General features: G+C 43.0%; 13 protein-coding genes. All 13 read right to left on the bottom strand.

Annotated elements, in window-relative coordinates; translation table 11 throughout:
* Nucleotides 1-4 precede the first annotated feature (4 nt).
* Nucleotides 5-2,272: a DUF4493 domain-containing protein gene (locus B5F77_RS01115; protein WP_087326393.1), complete on the bottom strand. Its 2,268-nt coding sequence runs from the start codon at nucleotides 2,270-2,272 to the stop codon at nucleotides 5-7.
* 15 nt (nucleotides 2,273-2,287) lie between these two features.
* A complete protein-coding gene (locus B5F77_RS01110) occupies nucleotides 2,288-3,979 on the bottom strand; it encodes a PCMD domain-containing protein (RefSeq protein ID WP_087326390.1) in 1,692 nt (563 codons plus the stop codon).
* A 14-nt stretch (nucleotides 3,980-3,993) separates the two neighbouring features.
* A complete protein-coding gene (locus B5F77_RS01105; protein ID WP_087326388.1) occupies nucleotides 3,994-4,743 on the bottom strand; it encodes a hypothetical protein in 750 nt (249 codons plus the stop codon).
* Between the two features lie 101 nt (nucleotides 4,744-4,844).
* Complete coding sequence (locus B5F77_RS01100; protein WP_087326385.1) at nucleotides 4,845-6,743, bottom strand: PCMD domain-containing protein; 1,899 nt, start codon at nucleotides 6,741-6,743, stop codon at nucleotides 4,845-4,847.
* Between the two features lie 7 nt (nucleotides 6,744-6,750).
* Nucleotides 6,751-8,193, bottom strand: coding sequence for a DUF4493 domain-containing protein (locus B5F77_RS01095; protein WP_087326382.1), 1,443 nt, complete (start codon nucleotides 8,191-8,193; stop codon nucleotides 6,751-6,753).
* 31 nt (nucleotides 8,194-8,224) lie between these two features.
* Nucleotides 8,225-9,019 carry a DUF4493 domain-containing protein gene (locus tag B5F77_RS01090; RefSeq protein ID WP_087326379.1) on the bottom strand — a complete coding sequence of 265 codons (795 nt, stop codon included), beginning with the start codon at nucleotides 9,017-9,019 and terminating at the stop codon, nucleotides 8,225-8,227.
* Nucleotides 9,020-9,435: 416 nt separating this feature from the next.
* Nucleotides 9,436-11,010: an OstA-like protein gene (locus B5F77_RS01085; RefSeq protein ID WP_087326376.1), complete on the bottom strand. Its 1,575-nt coding sequence runs from the start codon at nucleotides 11,008-11,010 to the stop codon at nucleotides 9,436-9,438.
* Between the two features lies 1 nt (nucleotide 11,011).
* On the bottom strand, nucleotides 11,012-12,373 hold the full coding sequence (locus tag B5F77_RS01080) for a peptidylprolyl isomerase (RefSeq protein ID WP_087326373.1): 1,362 nt from the start codon (nucleotides 12,371-12,373) through the stop codon (nucleotides 11,012-11,014).
* A gap of 165 nt (nucleotides 12,374-12,538) precedes the next feature.
* Entirely contained in the window at nucleotides 12,539-13,396 is an 858-nt protein-coding gene (locus B5F77_RS01075) for a peptidylprolyl isomerase (protein ID WP_087326370.1), read from the bottom strand.
* 18 nt (nucleotides 13,397-13,414) lie between these two features.
* On the bottom strand, nucleotides 13,415-14,983 hold the full coding sequence (locus B5F77_RS01070) for a peptidylprolyl isomerase (protein ID WP_087326367.1): 1,569 nt from the start codon (nucleotides 14,981-14,983) through the stop codon (nucleotides 13,415-13,417).
* Nucleotides 14,984-15,086: 103 nt separating this feature from the next.
* Nucleotides 15,087-17,267 (bottom strand): DNA helicase RecQ, encoded by a 2,181-nt coding sequence (gene recQ / locus B5F77_RS01065; RefSeq protein WP_087326364.1) that lies wholly within the window; start codon nucleotides 17,265-17,267, stop codon nucleotides 15,087-15,089.
* Between the two features lie 36 nt (nucleotides 17,268-17,303).
* Nucleotides 17,304-18,536: an ATP-dependent Clp protease ATP-binding subunit ClpX gene (clpX, locus tag B5F77_RS01060; protein ID WP_087326359.1), complete on the bottom strand. Its 1,233-nt coding sequence runs from the start codon at nucleotides 18,534-18,536 to the stop codon at nucleotides 17,304-17,306.
* Between the two features lie 19 nt (nucleotides 18,537-18,555).
* Nucleotides 18,556-19,227 carry an ATP-dependent Clp endopeptidase proteolytic subunit ClpP gene (gene clpP / locus B5F77_RS01055; protein ID WP_087326356.1) on the bottom strand — a complete coding sequence of 224 codons (672 nt, stop codon included), beginning with the start codon at nucleotides 19,225-19,227 and terminating at the stop codon, nucleotides 18,556-18,558.
* Nucleotides 19,228-19,357 lie beyond the last annotated feature (130 nt).

Genomic DNA, 19,357 nt, shown 5'->3' with positions numbered 1-19,357 from the left:
TTTCTTATTTGTCGTAGATTAATTGGATGTCGTCGATGGTTAGGATGCTGCCGATGTATGCTTGATCGTAAGTTTTTGCTGATAACGCCCCATTCTCTAATACATAGAATGTTTGTGTAATTTCACGATAGGGCATATTAGTTCCTTCGTTTATTGTTGATTTGAATATAACATAGATGTATTTACACTTTGCATAAGTCGTTTCGTCAGCATAATCCAATGATACAGATGCTTGTGTCCAATCACTCTTTGCTTCAGATGATGTTTTGTCATTTTGAATAATCACATTCTTATTCTCATCCAGTAATTCGATATGGACGCTCCATGTATCGGAATTATAAGGAACATATTTATAATAGAATGTTAATGCTGTGGGGCGGCTATTGAAAGAAGCATTCTTTTCTTCTGTGTAAGTATCTTTACTTCCGTCAGCATCATCTCCAATTGTTCCACTTGGTTTATTTACATATACATTGGCAGAACCTGTAAATAACTTACCTGCAACTTTATTATAATCTTGCTCTTTGTGTGTATGTACAATAAAATCTACTCTTGTATTAGCTCGTCCATTAGCTGTACTTCTTAATTCTGCTGCAAAGCCATTATGTCCAGTAACACATGAAACAGCATGAAATCCATTATAATTAGCAATAGATACATCGCTCGCTCCATTTTTATGTCTCGTTGTAAAATCGTTATTTGTATCCCAAAAAGAAGTTCCTTCGGAATTCCATGGATTAAATGAATATCTATCGCCTTTATAAGTTTCATAACTCCATTCCTCCATATCCGAATTAGGCAATTGAGCCGGAGTTTCCAATGCAATCTCTGTAGGCTCTGCATACACGCCCTCGCGATATACGGCGCGTACTTGCATCTTCGGCTCATCAGGCAGATTGGTCAATTCGGCCAAGCCGTTTGTACAATCTTTCCATTCCGCTCCATCTAAATATTGATAACCTGTTACTACTATCTTCGTAGGATTATCCGATTCTACTTCATATTCGCTTACCGTAAGTGACTTTGCCCAAATATCCTCTTCATTTGCCGTCACCATTATCTTTGGAGCCACCGTCTTAATCGTATAAACGGAAGGATTATCCTCTTCACTACTCCAACGGTTATTCGCCTTCACGCGCACCTTTATTTTATTTTCTGTAACAGAGCCTGAAGCGACTTGAAGGTTGGTTGTTAAGTTTGTAAAGTCAATGCTTCCTGTTGTGCTTTCCTCTAATTCAGGCAACACAATTCCGGCTTGCGTCAATGCACTCTTATCCTCATCTGAAATAGATGCTAAGTTATAAGTCTTATTATTCCAATCAGCATATTGTATATCGCCAAACTCAAACCCCAGCTCAATATCTTCAATCGCCATCGAACCTGAGAAGTTTAACTTAGCAGGTGTAGCATTATTGGATTCTGTATATTCTATAGAGGTCAAGCCTTCCTCATCATTAAAATATCCAATCTTTGGAGCGGGTAACCATTCGAGAGGGATGGTTTCGGAGATAGGTATTGTTTTTAATTCTGCTTTTGATACGTTTAACTCAACTGTTCCATTCTTTTTTGCTAACGAAAGTGTGAATATGAGCTGGTCGCCAGCACTAAACGTAGAAGGCACTTTATCTCCTGCAGTTTCTAAAAGGTTTACACCATCGGTTGTTTCATCACCTGCTTTACTTCGATAAATTGTCAATGTTTCCAACGAAGAACCGGCACGGAAATAAGCACTTTGTGCAAGGTTATTCCATTGTATCTGAATACCTCCAGACAATTTGATATCGATATAGGCATCCGGACACAACTTTTCAAACTCTGCCTCCGCTTCTTCGTCTGCAAAAGCAATAGATACAAGCGCATTGCCCACCGTACAATCAATAGTAATATTTGACTCTTTTCCGGCTGTTACATTTACACTTTTATCATTCTTGTTTTTATAATAAGGTGCATCAAATCCTACTTCACCAACTGCCTGTTCTGTGCCGCAAGTGGCCGTAATATCGTAAACCCCGGCAGCCAGCGGAATCACATCTTCCGTCCATTCGTGCGTCTGGTCGTAATTGTCGCCTTTGATTTGAAACTTAAACTTTTGCTTGAAGCCATCGAAGAGTTCGGAAGGCGTGCTGCGGGTTGTTACGTCCACACCCGCCGTTCCATCGGTCAGCGCGATGCGGATACCGCCTTGTTCCGTGCCTCTCAAGCTATCGTCTTGACAAGCTGCAAAAGCAAAACCCATCAAGAGCACATAAATAAATGTCTGTATCTTTTTCATTCGATTCTATTATTCTTATTCATAAACTAATTCCATTTCGTCGAGCCATAGCGTACTACCTTCACCCGCCAAATAATAATCACCATATTTACTTGACGAGCATACAATAATAATATATCGCGGCGTGCGGTAAGCCCGATAAACCAACGGAATCTCTATTTGTTGGTAACTGGTTACATTTTCTGCACTGATATACTCGCCGTAGGCAATAATATTCGCATCATTCTTGTCGAACAACTGACGATTATTGGCTTTCGTCCGGATTTCATACGGTTCCGATTTATCGGATAGTGCAATATAAATATGGCAAGAATCGGGACGCCCTACCAAAGATTCCAAGTTAGACGGAAGGCTGGTCAGCGAACCGACTGTTTGCATGGGCGCGGTGGTATATTTATAATACAGACGCAATGCCGTCGGGAAAGAACTAAAGGAACGTCCGAATTGCAATATACCATCCAAACCATCCCGTTCAAAATCGCCGGTAAATAAATTTCCTGCTGCCATTTTTACACCCAACGCACTTTGCGACTTTAATTCTGCCGCTTTTCCTGAATAACTGTCATCTGTTGGTGTAGTAACATTCGAGTTATAAATAGCAGTAGCTGAATTTCCGGTTCCCCAAAAAGTTTCCCCTTCCGCATTCGGAATATAATAAGTATTGCTAGTAAGAGTACCTTCGCTCCAGTTTTCAAGCGAACCATTTTCCAAGGCTACGGCAGCTACTGTCGTAAAAGATTGTTCTTCACTTGTTGTTCCATTCGCTGTAACACGATATTGATAAGTTTGTCCCGGAGTCAATCCGGAGAATGTTGCCGTATAACTTGTGCCGCTGACAACAATAGAAGAGGTAGACAACGTTTGCCATGAAGAGCTGCCTTGTTCCCGATACTCAATTACAGGAGTTTGCCCGCTCTGTATAGTACCGCTTAAGGTCGCAGTAGCAGACATTGGGAAAAGAGTAGTCTCGGTAGACACTTCTGTATCCGAGTGAAGAACATAAACAGTCCACCGCGTGTATTGATTCTCTGGTTCCCAATTCAAGCGTACATAGAATTCTTGTGGAGAAGTATAATCGCGTATATCACTTACACTTCCACCATTTACTGGAATTACTTCTCCATAATATCCTCCTAAATTCAATGTGGTAAATTGAATATTAGACAAATCTTTTGTTGGGTCAACATATACCACTGCACGACGATTAGTTACATCAATTGTATAGTCACGCAAACCGTCTATTTCAATATCTCGTTGAATTATTTGATTTACCGTTACTGTCCATTCATAATCTTGGTAGGTGCGTAAGGTGAATTTAACTGGATTAGTAAAGTCAATCCGTGTATTAGCTGTACGAGCTACACTATCCAACGAAGCAAACCCAGTATCCGGAAAACGGCTATAATCTGTACAAACGGCCGAATCTACCAGCAGTTCTGCATTATTGGATATTTGCAATTGCGTAATTCGCAAATTTGTTATGTCAACCGAATCATTCACATAAATCTGTACGCTCCGTGTTGAATTGTCTATGGATGCCGCAGCAAAACTCATACTTGATTCGCTCCGCTGCCCTTCGACTGTCATCCCCGTGATTGCCGATTCAACTATCGGATACGGGATGTCGTTCTCGATGGCGCAAGAGGCAAAAAAGCCTATGCCGCACAAACCTAACGCAATCCTTTTTATAAATTCTTTATGCTTCATCCTTTATTCTTCCTTTAAATGTAGAACGTCATGCCAATATTAATCGAAAACAGATTGATTTTGAAGTTTCCGGAAGTAGTTCGCATAGACCCCTCTTCCACTTGGTTTGTCTGTTGGTCTATCCATTTAAAATCAAATCCCATCACACCAACCGAAACTTCTACAGCGGACCAGTCTGTGATAAATGCCGTCAAACCTGGAGCTACGCCAATCTGAAATCCCTGCACAGTCTGGTAAGTCCCTGTATAATCCACACCTGAACGTGTTGAATTTTTACCTTGGCCATAACTATATGTCAAACGAGCTTCATTGAAAAGACCAAATATCTTACTACGGCCTATCGGAATATAAGTTCGAATAAATCCCGAAGCCTCATATTTATGTTCCAAATAATAGAGATCACGGAAAGAGAGCGTGATATCACCTAAATCAACATCCGCACTACCCAAATCCAAATAATCACGCGAATAAGTAAAACGTCCGCCCACTGCGATGTTATTGCGGATGAAATAACCGAAATAAGGACTAATACTAAAATCATATCCTTTCCCTTCAAGATCTTGCAAGATGAGGAAATTCAGATTGCTCTCATCGTGCTCCGAATAAGAGACCGTTCCGCCAAACATCCATGTGCCTTTCGGAATAAATACGGTTTCTTGTACCTCACGGTCGATCCGCTTGATAGCTCGTTTCCCACGTTGCGCTTCCGCGCTTCCGACTATTACTGCCAAAAGTAATAGGATTGTAATTAATTTCTTGCCCATTTATAATCCTTTGTTCTAACTATTTCCTTCTTTAGTTTTTAACCAAGCGTAGAGACGGCACGCTGGGTGACGTCTCTACTTTATGGAATACTTTAATTATATTATTCTTCTGTTTTTGGTTCTCCATCATATACTAACTCAAAATCGTCGATATACATCACACTACTTGTACTTCCAGTGAAGAAATCTCCATATTTACTTGCAGAAGCAACTACGATGATGTATTTCGGCTTACGAGTCAAATCGCGATATTCCAAGTCTATGGTAAACTCTTGCCACTGACCTGTACCTTTCGCCTCATCTTCACTAAGTTCTCCATATGCTATGATATGAGGGTTATTCTCAGAGAAATCAATTGTGTTTTTATACTTGAAACTTTCAGGCTGATCTGCACTCAATCTATTATCTATTTCAAACGCTGCTGCTGGATAACTTCCATCTGCTGCCAAACCTTCATTATCCACCAACGCAATATAAACAGAACATAAGTCCCCTCCAGCATCCTTCAATGTATTTGCTAAAGTAGCATCATTGTCTTCATCAATATTAGTACCTCGACTATATTTGTACCAACCTTTCAATTGAGTAGGACGTGAAGTGAACTCTTGTCCAAAACGAATACGTGCTCCCATAGGACTCGCAAATGTTTCGCAATAATTACCTGTATAAATATTACCCGCAGCAAACTTTCCCGCGCCCATAAATCCAACGAATTGAGATGCCAATTTTGCCGCCTTTCCATTAGATGTATGTACGTCAATTTCTTCTGGAGAAGTCGGATTATGTACGCCTACTAAAGAAGTCAAATAAGTGGATGTCCCGATATTTCCTGAATCCCAAAAAGACGTACCTAAACCCGCCTTGCTTGCCTCTTCCGCGAACCAAGTCTTGTCATAGTCCCCCGTTCCATATGACCAGTTATCAAAACCTCCATTATACAAAGCCGTCGCCTCTTCAGTCGTGAAGGTTTGCGCTGGAGTATTAGTTGTCTCATTGATGTAAAGACAATACTCGTAAGTTGTACCGGGAGTGAGCCCGGTTGGACGAGCGGTATAGGTTCCGTTGTCGTACGTCGTCTTGACTTCTGTCCAATCAGCAGCATCTTTGACGCGGTAGAGGAACTTGATAGCCTCAGGGTCGATTTCTATTACATTTGATGTTATATTGGACGCTTCTAAATCAGCGAAAGTTGCCCAAGCATTAGCAGGCTCTACATAAGCAGATACATCTACCGGTTCCATACACACATAGAAGGTATAAGAATAGGAGTTTGTTGTTGGATCGACGGTAACTGTAAACTCACCATTGCTTTCTTCAGACAACTTATAGTTCAAAATAAAGTGATCATTACTTTTAGGAGCTTTCAAATCATCTACTTCATCCAACGTATAAGTCGTATCCGCATTACTGACTGTAAGTGTTGCCATCAAATCGCCACAATCAGCAGGGAAATAACCAGAGCGCGTTTCATTAACTTTAAAAGTAATAGGCTTAGGCGTAACTTCACTATTTGCCGAACGAACACGTACACTGACGTTTCTATCAGCAAAAGCCTGCTTCAACTCCTCATCGAAATTAACAGTTACTTTTACGTTTGTTACCTTGCATACTACAGCTGCTTCTGAATCTTTTCCAGCAACAACATCTACTGTATCAGCTCCATAATAGCATGGCAAATCAAAACCCGACGCGCCATCATAATTTTGAGACTGAGCAGCAACAATATAACGTCCTGCTGGTAAAGAAATGGCTTCTCCTTCCCATTCAGTCCAATCATCTGTTTCCTTTACAACTTTGTTATTAGAGTCTATAATCTCGACACCCAAAATTGTCGGATCATACGTAGCCCTTGTCTCAGATGAACGCGTATTCCCTTCAGTGTTTTCTATAACTGATAAGCGAATGTAGCCAACATCTCTTAACGAAATTTCATCATTCACTTGACAACTAAAAAGAAACACTAAAACAAATAAAACCAATATTTCACTACATATTTTCATATAATATTCATTTAGAAGAAACTATATTAACGACTAAAGTCCCATTAGCCTTTTCATCATTATTGTCTGTTACAGTAAACGTAAATGTATGTTGCCCTATATAAATAGCTAACATTCTTCCTAAAGTTTTAGTTAATTTAAATGTATAATCTTTGTCATCCTCGCCAGGAGGCGGGAAAAGTGCAGCGAAATCATCCCCTTTTGACACCAAATCTATGCCAGAAACTAGCCCCATATCTCCAACAGTGTTCTTAAAATCTTCATTATCACTATCTATTTTCACTTCAAAGCTTTTTAACCCTGCTGGTGCTTTCATTTCGATTTCAACTTCTGGAAACTCATCAGTACCATTAAGTGTATACGTTATTGTTTTCGAATATACCTTATTACCTGACAAAGTCGGACCTTCAGTCATTTCTTCTCCACCGTTTTCGTTACCAGTATTCCCATTATCTTCTTCCTCTTCATTCTCATCACCCGTTTCCGGAGTCTCTTCCCCCGGAGTAGTGGGAACAGAGATTGTTTCTTTATCAGCAGCATCACCAAAGATACCATCTACTTCGATTTCAATGCCATTAATAACATTGTTATCGTTATCCGGATTTTCCGGTTCTTCTGGATCTGGGTCAGTTGGTTCTTCTGGATCAGGATCGGTTGGTTCTTCTGGATCATCAGGAGTCACTGGTTCATTCGGATTACTGGGACGCTCGTTGCTACCCGGCGTAAGTTTGATGTTCAGTGCATCATTTCCAATCCAATATTTTGAATCGCAATCTTCCGGCTTATATAGATTCCGATAGTCGCTAATTTGGTCCCCCTCTTTTGTAGTACCAGTTACAACCACTTTAATAACTTCTACGTTATCTGCAATCTTGACATAAATGGGATCAGGAGTTTCTCCATGCTCTTTAGTGAATACAATACTATTTCCATCACCACTCCCCGCAGTGATACTTACTGTCCATGATTGAAACGTTTTAAGAAAATCTTCCGAATATGTAAGTTGTATCAAGGTATTCTCCATCGTACAAGTTACAGATGCTTCCGTAGTTAGACCTTTGCGAATAGTAACATCTTTCTTGCCGCCATAGAAAGGAGAACTTCCTTGTGCCGGACAAGTTCCTTCTTCATGTGCATAAAGTGTATAGCTTCCGGCTGCTATTTCTTGTGGCTCCATGCCTTCCTCTTTGTAGGTAAAACTTTTCACCTCTGTGCCGTCACTATTTAACACTTGTATAATATATCCATCTGCTGAAATATCCGCTGTACCATCTGCAGCCGCACGTGTTTGCACTTCGTTCACAAGTGTATTGATACCTACTCCCAATGAAAGTAATCCTGTCTCTCCCGAATCTGTCGAGTTCCCGCCTAACAGTTCTTCTTTCATTTCACAAGAGGCAAGCCCTATCATGGCCATTATGCTGAAAAGGATTGTATTTCGTAATTTCATATCTTGTTCTTTTATTTGTTATCTATTTTGATTATTTCCAATCTGAAGGAATTTTTATTGGAATAGTTATATCGTTTGTTTTATCGGTGAATGAGATAGAAATCTTAAGCGAACCATCACCATCTTCTGTTGCGCCATCTTTGGGAGCTACCGTATATTCTTTGAAATCACCTGGGCTCAGTGTTACAGTCTGAGTATAAGTAAAATCTTCATTTGCATCTTTGGGTGTAAGTGAGAAAACAACTTTCACTTTTTCATTTTCATTAACCTTGAGATAAACCGTTTTATCGCCATCATCCTTAGTCCATACTTGTTCCCCGTCATTAAGTGCTTCCGTTTGGAAAGAGACTGTATATTTATCAAATGATTCATCCATTTTTTCATCGAAGGCCACTGTCACTTTAGCGTCAGTTGTGGAGCAAGATATTACTACATTTTGATCATTACTATTTATCGTTTGCTCAACGACTCCTTCTACATAAGGATTTTCTGTGTTAACGGCATTATCTTTACCATAGAATGCTTTGAAAGTATAAGTGCCATTTGGTAGTTCGATTTCATCTGGCAATTTACTGTATTCCCACTCGCAGGAATCACCTACTATTTTATCTCCTTGTAGAATCTGCACTGTATAATTGTTTACATCCTCGTAATCTTCGCTGGCCGCCCTCGTTGTTTGAAACCCGGCATCCGCTTGTACTGAGAGTGACACATAGCCTTTACCGGCCTCGCTGATTACGTCGTCCGCATCCGAGGAACAAGCCGAGATGAGGGTCGTTCCCATGAGGGCGTAGACGAGTGTTTTTAGTTTTTTAATCCGTCTCATAGATTATTCTTTTTTTATTACGATTGTTATTTTTTCGCCTGCAAAGATAGAAAATAACTACTTTATGTTCCAAGGTCCGATAATTGATAATAGTGTCCGATTTTTTAGATTCTGAAAAGATGTGATTTCCGGAAACCCTTATTTTATGCGGGTTTCGCAAAATAGGCATTAAAGGCTTGTGTCCGATTTTTTAGATTTTGGCTATTGTCCTTTCCTGAAATCAGGCTGTGAAAGGAGGAATTCACGGCGTGAAAAGTTAACGTGTAAGTTGTAAAATGAAATGAATAAAGGCATGCCGCGCGGTTCTTTCATTTAACCGGTAGGCAGGTGCGCCGTAATGGGTATGTAGCACGCTTTAGTCAGCGTTTCTGCGTGCCATTTCCTATTTCGGCACACCCTTGTCGTGGTACTCGGGGTTAATGTACGAACTTATTACTTCGCTTGGGAGCGTCTTGCACTTTCTTTTTACGAACCGTATAGATGTCGTCTTTGTTTTGCGGGCGAAGGTAATCATACCAGAAGAAATCCTTCAGCTCCTTTTGGTCGGGCTTGAGGTCGGGAATCGGCGTGAGCGTCCCTTGCGGATTCGGCCAAATCTTGAGGCGGTCCAGCTTGTTTTCCTTCAGCCAGATAGAAAGGTAACCGCTCTTGGTGGCATTCAGCCCGACCATGCTCCCGTCGTCTTCAAGCGGGTAGAAGATAGATTCGGCATTGCCCGAAACATCAATCTGACGAACACCCCTTCCTTCAAAGTAGGCTTTCAGGTCTGTCCCCTTCAGTTGATTGTAATAACCCGTATCGACCTGCTGGACAGCAAAAGCAAATTGTTGCACATGGGCATAGTCAATACCGCTATCTTTCATGAAAATCAGAATCGTATCGCCATAGAGCTGGTATTGCTCGTTCCAAAGGATAGGGTCGTTGTACATATATAATATAGAGTCGCGCGTGTTAAACTGCATCGAATCGCACACGCCTTGGATATCGGTACGGAAGAAGCGGACGCCGTAATAGGCCTTTATCTCGCGGTACGTCGAATCGACGGTTATCATTTGGAGTGTATCGGCATGGAGATAAAGCGTGTCTCCTTCAGAATATTCGAGGCAGCGCGCGCTATCGGTTGCAAAGGCAAAGCCTGTCTTTTCGTTGTAATAGCCGTAATTGCCGAGGAGCATTGTCTGTTGCAATGTATCGCGGAGGCACATATTCCCGAAGACTTCGCCGAAACCCCGCTCACGGTCGTAGGCAATGGAGTCTCCCGAAAGGATACGGTTACCCGATACGACTTCGGAACGGTCGAGCAACATCGAAGTATTGTTTGCCGTATCATACCAGCCGCGTGAGGAGTGGATGGTGCCACTGTCTGAGACAATGACAGACGGCCCGAGAATAGTGGAAATCTTCGATTCCGTGTTATAATGGAGCGTATCGGAATAGAGCGTGAAGTTCGGGTTCTCCAGTTTCACGCTGTCGTTGAAGATGGCCAGTTTGGTAGTAGGGGAATATTGCCCGTAAAAGGAAGAAAGCTGGTTGAGGGAATCGACAATCATGCCGCCCTCGAAGTAATAACCTATATCTGGGATGCGTTCGTAGTTCAAGCTATCGGTAAAGAGCGTGACCTGGCGGTTTTCCATCCGAACATTGTCGCGCAGGTAGGCTATTTGTGCGTTCCCGTCGTAGAAAAGATATTCGCCATAGACAAAGAGCGTGTCACCCTGTTCCATCCGGACGTTGCTGAAGGCTTCGAGCGAATTCGTCTGTTCGTAGAAATAGGCACTGTCGCAATACATGTATGAGCTGTCGTGACGGAAACAGACATCGCCCACAAGGATTTGCGCGTCGGCCTTCACCTCTTTATCAAACGAAAGCGTGTTGGCATGTTCCAGAAAGACTTTCGTCTTCCGGACGGCCGGCACGCTATCGGTCTCTTGTGCCGCTCCTGCGAGCGGCACGCACCATCCCAGTAAAAAGAGGAACAGGATTAGTCTCATGTTATTCTTTTACCCAACCCGGAAAACGGAAATCACAATTGCGCCATCCTTCGCTGATGCGGACATAGGTCGATTTCTGCTGTTTCCGAATCCAATCGTTCAGCAATTCGTCGCGTTTCTTGGCTTCGACAATCGATTTTAATGCTTGGTAGTCGTCTGCCAAGTTCGCTTTGTGCGCCTCAGTGCGGGCACGCAGTTTAACAATGGCGATCACCTCCTTTTGCGTCTTCGATACCATGTGGAACGGTTCCGAGATGTCGCCCACTTTCATGTTGTAGACAATTTTACCAATCTCGGACGGGAGCTCGTGCAGCTCGAAGCGTGGTGTACCGGAGTTCGTGCTGTTGTAGTCGCTGTTCACCATCAAACCTTTATTGTTTCGTGTATCTTTATCGTAGGAAAGGAACGATGCGGCCTCTTCAAACGAGAATTTACCAGCCACAATATCCGCGTGAATCGAATCCATGCGTGCCATCGCCGCGTTCAGTTCCGTTTCTGAAACTTCCGGTTTCAGCAAGATGTGACGGCAATTGATGCGGTCGCCTCGTTTCTCTATCAATTGGATGATGTGGAAGCCGTATTCTGTTTCCACAATCTGTGAGATATGCTTCGTGTCCTTCAGGTTGAAAGCTACGTTGGCAAATTCGGGCAGCAATTCGCTTTTGCTCATGAATCCCAACTCACCGCCTCGTGCTGCCGAACCTGGGTCTTCGGAATACATGCGGGCCAGCGTCGAGAACTCATATTTCCCAGCGTTGATGTCTTCCGTGAATTGGCGGAGCCGCGCCTTGATGGCGTCAGTCTCTTCGAACGGGATTTTCGGTTCGAGTGTAATGATTTGCACCTCGACCGTCAACGGAATGTTTGGCAAACTGTCTTCCGGCAATTCGTTGTAATATTTGCGCACTTCGGCCGGCGTCAGTTTGATTTCGCCTACCAATTTGCGTTGCATCTCCTGTACGATTTGTTGCTCGCGCACAATCTCGATGCGCTCCTCGCGGATTTGGGAAAGCTTCTTGTTGAAATACTCTTCTACTTTTTCCTTCGAACCGATTTGCCCGATAACCATATTAATCCATTGGTCGACGCTCTGTATCACTTGCGATTCCGGCACCTCGACACTGTCTATCTTCGCTTGGTTCAAATACAGCTTCTGAATCGCCATCTGCTCCGGAATGAAGCAATACGGATCGCCTTCCAGACGTTCACCGGCATTCAGCAAATAGAGACGCTGCGCCTCTACGTCGGAACGCAAAATCGCATCGTCGCCCACAACCCACACAATTTCATCAATCACATTATCCTGCGCTTTTGCCAGCCAACCTATACTGACCAGAAACAAAGCAAGTAAAACCTTTTTCATCCTATCTAATTAATCTTTATTTCCTTTTAATCTGCGTGCTTCGACCGTCTGTGAGCGCACAGACGCCGGGAAAAGCCTTTTCCTGGCAGACGTTCGAACGCGGTTGCAAATATATCATTAATTTCTGAAAACACCACGCATTCTTTTTCCTTATCTGCTTAAAATTCATTCGGGAATGAAAACTACGTCGCCCGCACGAAGGGCATCGTCGTACAATTCCTCCTCGAAATTTTTCAGGAAGGCCACTTTGCGCTGGTTGACCAACATTTCGAATACCTGCGGCTTGACGTACTCGTAAGGCGCGATTTCGCCCTTCGGAATGAACTCGTCAATGTTGAGCAGGTAGCAAAACGAGCTGTCAGCAGCTTCCAAATAGGTATGAGTGCGGAGGAAAGCCGCTTCGTCAGCAATGGTTTGCGGAATGTTGAGCATGATTTCGTCGAAATCGACCCACTTGTCGTAGAAGTATTCATATACGACGGCGTTCTGTACGCTGTACTTTTCAATCTTTTCGACCGCCTCCTCGTGTTTCGAACGATACCAGCGTTTTACGTCGGAAAGGTTCGGAGCACCAAGCGGAACTTTCAAGAACAACCCTTTGATAATACTATGGTCCAAAACGAATTCCTCGCGGTTCGCAGTATAAAATGCCTCCTTTTCCGTTTCTGAAATCTGCGCGGAGAGCCGTTCCTTCACCAATTGTTCCTGATACCGGTAGCGAACGAGTGAACGGCGGTATGAGTCGACTAAACGGTCGATTTCCGCCTTTGTTTCGTCGTCCATGTTTCGAAGCGCGACGTCGTAGACCAGCCCGTCCTTTATCCATTGCTTGATGTAACTTTCCGTCCAAATCAAGCTGTCGGTCGACGAGAGCCGCTTGGGTAACGCCTGCTGCAGCGCCTCGCGCGAAAGGCTGCGGTTGTGCATCTTCACGACCAGTCCTTGCGTATCCGATACGGACACAGGACGACTGCATCCACCTATCAACAAGACTCCGCACAGGAAAAGTCCGACCGCTTTCATCGCTGTATCCTCCCGATGTTATTTGACCGCTTTTTCCAGTGCCTTCCAATTCACCTTGACCGGATATTTCGCCCGCAGTTCTTGAATCCAAGCTTCTTCCAATGCTTTTTGCTCGGCCATCGGTTTGTTCCAGATTTTATCGTTGCTGATGTTGAACAGCAGGATGCCGTCGCGGTATTCGTTCAAAAGCAGCTCATATTCGGGATGTTTCTTAGGGAGATTTTTTCGTTCCATGTTCGTCAGGATTTCGCGCACGAACAAATCGTACACCTCCTGCATGAAATCGCCGGAATAGGTTTTGACCGAAAAGGGACAACGCACGATATAGGCCGCAAACTCGTTTTGCTTGAAATCAACCGTGTCGATGCGTGCCAATGTCTTGTTTAGCGGCTCAGCTTTTTCCCAAAATGCTTTGTCGGTCGGGAAATAATCGTCGCACAAGGCTTGCAGTTCGGCGTATGCTTCCGGGTAGAATGTATAGTGGTATTCTTGTTTCAGCCGGTCGTCGAAACCTTTATAAAGGGCAAAATTCCATTCGCCCTGTGCCATTTGGCGGTGCCAACGTTTCTGTACGTCGCTGAGTGCCGGTACGTCCAGTTTTTGAAGCAGTTTGACGATGTGGTAGCCGAACGGCGTCCGAAAAGGAGCCGAAACTTCGCCCGTGTCTTGCAACGCAAAAGCGACACGTTCGAAATCCTGTACCATTTCGCCCAAGCCGAAGACAGGCAACCGTCCGTCTTTTTGGGCCGAAGCTTTATCGGCCGAATATTGTCTTGCCAGCTTTCCGAAATCGGCTCCTTGCTGGATTTGTTGGTAAAGGGATTCAGCTAATTGATGTGTCTCCTCGTCTGAGCGAACAACCGAATCTTGTTTAAACGGGATGAGGATATGTGCCACCTCACGCCGTCCTGGATTGGGTATCCGGCGATGCAGCTTGACGATATGAAAACCTAACTTCGTGCGGAAAGGCATCGACAATGCTCCATCAGCCATACCATAGACTTTATCTTCGAAAGCTTTGACAGTCTTCATCGGACCAAATGCGCGGACATGTTCGTACCCTACATGCTTTGGGTCTTCTTTCATAAGTTCTTTCCCCACGCTTTCCAAATCTTCTCCCCTTTGAATCCGGTTATACACTTCGAGTGCCCGTTGATAAACGGCAACTGTATCTTTTGAAACCGTTTGTTCCGGAAGGAAGAAAAGAATATGGCTTAAATCCAATAATTCGCCCATGCGTGTATATTCTTGAGCGACTACAGCCTCTTCCGCTTCTTTGTCAGAAAGATAGCTGGAAAGAAGTTCGGCTTTGTATTTATCTAATTCATCCTTGAAAGCCTGCGTTTGGTCTAAGCCTTGGGCTTCCGCATCGGCGACCTTCAATTTGAAATTTCCAAAGAGTTGTACAAACGACTCCAGATTTTTCTTATCTGTCAAGTTCGTTTCTCCATTTTTCTCAGCGGAAAATAAAAACTCGGCTACAGATACTTTTTTATCTCCCACTATCATGGCGATAGAATCCGGTAAAGATTCTGCATGTCCGGCCCAAATTGCCAAAAGTAACGTGGATATCAAGAACTTTTTCATTCAAGTTTCTTTTAGTTGCTATTGTTCACAAAGAATAAAACGGATTGAATACGCAAATCGTATATCAATCCGTTAAATTAGCGTTTTTTATCAACTATACTTATTAATTCCCCATTTCGGAAAGGAATTTAATGCGAACCAAACGAATTTCTTCTTCGGTGTAATCGCCGCCCAGTTCCTCGATGGCTTCCTCCAAGTCGTCTGTCTCGGAGTCTTTGAAATACTCATAAATATCTTCGATATGGTCTTCGTCCATTACGTCGTTTAGGAAATAATCGATATTAATCCGCGTCCCCGAATACACGATAGCTTCGATTTCATCCAACAATTCTGGAAATTCAAGTCCTTTGGATACTGCAATATCATCTAATGCCACTTTCCGGTCGATACTTTGTACAATCCATACTTTCAATTTTGATTTGTTTGCTACCGTACGGACGCGCAAATCTTCCGGACGTTCGATTTCATTTTCTTCGACATGCCGCTTGATTAATTCGACAAATTCCTTTCCATAGCGTTTAGCTTTTCCAGACCCGACACCCGGAATGTTTTGTAATTCTTCCAGCGTAATCGGATAAGTTGTAGCCATTGCTTCCAACGAAGGATCTTGGAAAATGACATAAGGCGGTACTTGTAATCGTTTGGATAATTTCTTCCGCAAATCTTTCATCATAGAGTAGAGCACCGGATCAACTGCACACGAAGCGCCTCCGCGAACAGGTACTTCCTCTTCTTCCTCCTCAAATTCGTTGTCTTTAGTAATTTTGAACGACACCGGCTTTTTCATGAATTCTTTTCCCTTTGGAGAGATTTTCAATAACCCATAATTTTCGATGTCTTTCGTTAGATAACCTGCAATCAATGCTTGACGAATGACCGCATTCCAAGTCTTTTCGTCTTCGTCTTGCCCAGAACCGAACACCTCCAATTCATTATGTTTGTATGATTGGATTTCAGATGTCTCGTTTCCGGTCAACATATTGACAATATATTCAGCTTTAAACTTTTCTTTCAACGTACTGATAGTTTCCAGTACAGCACACAATAATTCCTTAGCTTCCACTTTTTTCTTTGGATTCAAACAGTTATCACAATTCCCACAATTTTCTTCCGGATATTCTTCTCCGAAATAGTGTAGCAGTACTTTCCGACGGCAAACGGATGTTTCCGCATACGCCGCTGTCTCTAATAAAAGTTGTTTCCCTATTTCTTGTTCCGCTACGGGTTTCCCTTGCATGAACTTCTCTAACTTCTGCAAGTCTTTATATGAATAAAAGGCGATACATTTCCCTTCTCCGCCGTCACGCCCTGCACGTCCCGTTTCCTGATAATAGCCTTCCAAACTTTTGGGTATGTCATAATGGATTACATACCGTACGTCTGGTTTGTCTATGCCCATACCAAAAGCAATTGTCGCCACGATTACATCGACCTGTTCCAATAAGAAAGCATCTTGATTGGCTGAACGTACCGACGAATCCATACCTGCATGATAAGGCAACGCCTTGATTCCATTTGCTTTTAGGATATCAGCAAATTCTTCTACTTTCTTGCGGCTCAGGCAATAAATAATGCCAGATTTTCCTTCGTTGGCTTTGATATATTTGATGATATCGCGGTCGATATTGTTTGTTTTAGGACGTACTTCGTAATACAAATTCTCTCGGTTGAAAGAAGACTTGAACACGGTGGCATCCAACATGCCTAAGTTCTTTTGGATATCATGTTGAACTTTAGGTGTGGCTGTTGCCGTGAGGGCAATCAACGGACGTTTCCCAATTTCATTGATAATAGGACGGATTCGCCGATACTCCGGACGGAAATCATGTCCCCATTCTGAAATGCAATGTGCTTCATCTACCGCATAAAATGAAATTTTCACCTGGCGGAGGAATTCTACATTATCCTCTTTCGTCAGCGATTCCGGAGCGACGTAAAGCAATTTGGTTTTTCCCGATAGAATATCGTCTTTTACCTGTTCAATCGCTGTTTTACTCAAAGAAGAATTGATGAAATGCGCAACTCCATCATCTTCACTGAAATTCCGCATGGCATCTACCTGATTTTTCATCAGAGCGATAAGGGGAGAAACGACGATGGCCGTTCCTTCCATCAACAATGAAGGCAATTGGTAACACAACGATTTACCACCGCCAGTAGGCATTAAGACAAATGTATCCTTGCCTGCCAATACATTTTCGATAATTGCTTTCTGATTCCCTTTAAAGGTGTCAAAACCAAAATGTCTCTTTAACGCTTCTGTCAAATAATCTTTTTTTGCCATACTAAAAACATGATTAGAAATAGGTTTTTCGTCTTATCATCCTGCTACTTGCAATCGATTTACATCCGTTTTATTGAATTCCTCTTTTGCATATTCGAGAGTTACGCGGAGTTCTTTTTTATCTTCTGAAGGCATCTTAAACATTGCGTCCATCATGATAGCTTCTACAATCGAACGCAAACCACGTGCCCCTAACTTGAACTCCAATGCCTTATCTACGATAAATTCATATACATCCTCATCAAAACTTAACTGAATGCCGTCCATGGCAAACAACTTGATATATTGTTTGATGATTGAATTTTTCGGTTCTGTCAAAATATTCCGCAATGCTTCTCGGTCTAACGGATTTAAATAGGTCAAAAGCGGTAATCGTCCAATAATCTCTGGAATCAATCCGAACGATTTTAAATCCGTTGGCGTAATATATTTCAACATATTGCTTCGGTCGACTTGTGCGGTATCTTTGCTGGCGGCATAGCCCACTACGCGCGTATTCAAACGTTGCGCGATTTTCTTTTCTATACCATCAAAAGCCCCTCCGCAAATAAACAGAATATTCTTTGTATTGACTGGTATCATTTTCTGCTCCGGATGTTTGCGTCCTCCCTGGGGCGGTACGTTCACTACGGAACCTTCCAGTAATTTTAATAAGCCTTGTTGGACACCTTCTCCACTTACATCGCGTGTGATGGAAGGGTTGTCGCCTTTACGTGCTATCTTATCGATTTCGTCGATAAACACAATGCCACGTTCAGCGGAGTCTACATCATAATCGGCCGCTTGCAATAAACGTGTCAAGATACTTTCTATATCTTCTCCTACATATCCTGCTTGTGTAAGCACCGTGGCATCCACAATGGCAAAAGGGACATGCAAAAGTTTGGCTATCGTACGGGCCAACAGCGTTTTCCCTGTACCTGTCGACCCGACCATGATGATGTTTGACTTCTCGATTTCTACATCATCATCCGTTTCCTCTTGGAGCAAACGTTTATAGTGGTTGTAGACGGAAACCGATAAATAGCGTTTGGCATCGTCCTGCCCAATGACATATTGGTCTAAAAACGCTTTAATCTCTTCCGGTTTGGGTAATTCATTTCGGTCAAGGTCTAATGTCGACTTTTTCTTCCCGAATTGTTCTTTTACTATTTCGTACGCTTGTGCGGCGCAATCGTCGCAGATGGCTCCGTTGATTCCGTTTATCAACAGTTTGACATCCCGACTACTACGTCCACAAAACGAACACGTATCGCCTGCTTTGGCCATATATTCCTTTCTTTTTAAGTTATTTTCGAGTCAAGATTTCATCTATCATACCATACGCTTTCGCCTCTTCAGCGGTCATCCAGAAGTCGCGGTCGCTATCTCGTTCTACCTCTTCGAATGGTTTCCCGGAGTGTTCGGAAATGATGGTATATAATTCTTTCTTTATTTTTAAAATCTCCCGCGCGGTAATTTCGATATCGGAAGCTTGTCCTTGTGCGCCACCCAACGGTTGGTGGATCATGACGCGTGAATGTTTTAAGGCATATCGTTTTCCTTTTGTCCCAGCCACCAACAAAACAGAGGCCATCGAGGCGGCCATGCCGGTACAAATCGTCGATACGTCTGACCCGATGAATTGCATCGTATCGTAAATGCCATAACCTGCATAGACAGAGCCTCCCGGCGAATTGATATAAATTGAAATATCTTTTCCAGGATCGCTCGAATCCAAGTACAGTAATTGGGCTTGGATTACATTGGCCGTGTAGTCGTCAATCTGCGTGCCCAAGAAGATGATGCGGTCCATCATCAAGCGGGAGAACACATCCATCTGTGCTACGTTCAGCTGCCGTTCTTCGATAATGGTCGGCGAAATGTAGCTGCTGGTAATGTTCATGTGATTCATATAACTATCCAGTGCTGTCCCGCTCATCCCTAAATGCCGGGTTGCATATTTTCTGAAATCATCCATATTATAATATATGTATTAATGTAGTTGTCCGTCGTTAAGACATAAGAAAGGGATTTTCTCCTTCTTCGCCCAACGGATAACAAAGTTATAAATAAATTTTCGAATGGAACAATTTATTTTGTCCGTTAAG

This window comes from Parabacteroides sp. An277, assembly GCF_002159645.1.
GTDB lineage: Bacteria > Bacteroidota > Bacteroidia > Bacteroidales > Tannerellaceae > Parabacteroides.
This window is presented reverse-complemented; position numbering and strand designations above follow the sequence as displayed.